The sequence below is a fragment of the Arsukibacterium sp. genome (genome assembly GCF_036735525.1).
In the GTDB taxonomy this organism is placed as follows: Bacteria; Pseudomonadota; Gammaproteobacteria; order Enterobacterales; family Alteromonadaceae; genus Alishewanella.
Genome location: NZ_DAINOE010000185.1, coordinates 1 through 2504 on the forward strand (window position 1 = coordinate 1; position 2504 = coordinate 2504).

The following is a 2504-nucleotide window of genomic DNA, read 5'->3' on the forward strand; positions in this document are numbered from 1 at the left end:
TATCTGTTGCTTTTAAAGGTTTGCTGAAATAAAAACCCTGATAATGCTGGCAACCTTCTGACTTCAATAATGCTAAGTGCTCAGGGGTTTCAACACCTTCCGCGGTAATGCTTAGCTGCAGCTCTTGGGCTAAATGAATAATGGCTAATGTTAGACGCCGTGCCTTAACATCATCCAGTTTGTTTACAAAACTACGGTCTATTTTCAAAATATCCACCGGGTAGCGATCCAGATAGCTGAGTGATGAATAGCCGGTTCCAAAGTCGTCCAAAGCAATAGTAAAGCCCAGTATTTTTAATTGCTGTAGCTGGTGTTTAAGGCGTGTTGAATTTTCCAGTAATACGCTTTCGGTTATCTCAATAATTAATGCCTCAGCTGGCAGGCTAAACTCAGAGAGTAAGTGGGTAAGGGTATTGGCAAGTTCAGCATTGCTAAAATCAGCAGCGCTAAAATTGATACTCAGTTTAAGTGTAGGGTGTTGTTTTCGCCATTGTTGCAACTGAGCTAAGCCGCTGCGAAGCATATAGTGCGTGAGTTGCGATACAAGACCTTCCTCTTCTAATAACGGAATAAAAATAGCCGGGCTAATATTGCCTTGCTGTGGATGCTGCCAGCGACTCAGTAACTCCAGGCTGAATAACTGACTATGCTGATCGACTATGGGTTGAAATACCGGATAAAAAGCATGCTGCGAAAGTGCCTGGCGGATACCTTGTTGTAATTGGTAGCGCTTACTCAGCTCTGATTGCATAGCGGTATTAAAACACTGAATTTGAAAACCTTGTTGAGTTTTGGCCTGATGCAAGGCGATGTTTACTTGTTGTATCAATAAGTCAGACGATTCGGTATAAGTTTCTGGGTAGCTCATGCCAATACTGGCTGTCAGGTTAAGTTCGGCGATTAATGTACCAGAGCTTTGCGTGAGTTTTTGTAATAAGCTCTCTGCTACTCGCTGTGCGTCGTCTGGTGTGCTATGTGTTAATAACAGCCAAAATTCATCTCCGTTTTGCCGGTAAAGTTGATCATGCGTTTGCAATTGTTGCATCAGTTTCCAGGCAACGGTTTGCAGTATTAAATCACCGGTTTGGTGGCCATAAATGTCGTTTATCAGATGAAACTTGTTTAAGTCGAGCTTCATCAAATAAAAGTGCTGTTGTTTTAGTTGTAAGGCAGCGATGTCTTTGTGTAACTGCCATAAAGTTGGCAGTGCTGTCAGGGTATCTAAATGTTGCGCCAGTTCAGGCTGGCGCATTAATTGGCGTTTTTGTTGTCGCAATAAGCGGCTGCGTTTCACCCTGGCTTCGACAGTCATTAATAAGCGCCAGGTTGCTATCGGTTTATTGATAAATTCATCTCCTGCCAGCCTTACGGCTGCCAGTTTTTCGTCCAGGCTTTCATCAGCTGACATAAATACCAGTGGTGTGTCAATCAGTTCTGAGTGCTGGCGAATAATCTGGCCAAGCTCCAGGCCGTGGCAACCGGGCATATGCAAATCGATCAATATTAGTTCGGGTTGTTCACTTAATATCAATGACAAGGCTTGCTCAGGCTGTTGACAGCAGATCACTTTATAACCGGCCATTTGCAAAACTTGCCGGTAAAATCTCAGCACATCAGTGTCATCATCAACCAACATTACCCGATAAGGGGCATGCTCGGTTTTTTGCAGCATTCCCGCTAACACCTGGCTCAGTTGTTTTGAGCTCACTGGTTTTGCCAGGAAGTGGCTGCTGCCAGCCCGAACAGCCGCTAAGCGGTTTTCAAAAGTATCAAAGGCAGAAATAAACACCACCGGAAAGTTAACCCCCTGCTGCTGTCGAAGTTGTCGCAGGGTGTCCGCGCCGGCAGTCTCTCCTTGCGGAAAAGCCATATCACAGATTGCAGCCAAGGGGTTATGCTCGGCTACTACTGCAGCCAGTAAGCCAATATCAGTTAACGCAATGACTTCAAAACCATCAGCTTCAAGCGCTGGAGTATGGAAGGAGAGTAAATCGGCGTCGTCATCGACAAAAACAATTTTGTACTTTTGTTTGGCTGTAACAGTTTGACTGCTAAGGCTAAATGTATCCGACTCAGGGCTTGCTTGAACATGATTGAGCTCTTCCAGTAAGTCGTGCAACAAAGAATGTGCTTCACTGCTTGGTTTTACTACGTGCTCTGTTAGTTTTAACGCTTTGTGTAAAGCCTGGGCTAATCTTGAAACGTCAGGAAAACCATATATAGCACCAGAGCCGGCCAGCTGATGGCTAATGCGGACTAACTCTTCCCATTTTTGATGATCAGCTTTAACTAGTAAAATCTGCCAGTTTTCCTGCAGAATATCAGCTTTGTGCTTTAAATTTTGCCGGTATTTCACCTGCATAGCGCGCCACTTATTCGTATCCATATGCTTTACGTCCATCATCAAAAATTTTATATGAATCTTGTTAATACAATAGCAGAATGCAGAAAATTTGTTTCGAAATTATATAACTTAACCTGAGATCGGTTTAACGAGCCATGAC

General features: G+C 43.8%; 1 protein-coding gene. It reads right to left on the minus strand.

What is annotated here, in order from left to right:
* Positions 1 to 2386 (minus strand): EAL domain-containing protein (locus V7D78_RS17050; protein WP_333609651.1); only part of this gene is annotated, 2386 nt, incomplete at its 3' end.
* Between the last annotated feature and the right edge of the window lie 118 nt (positions 2387 to 2504).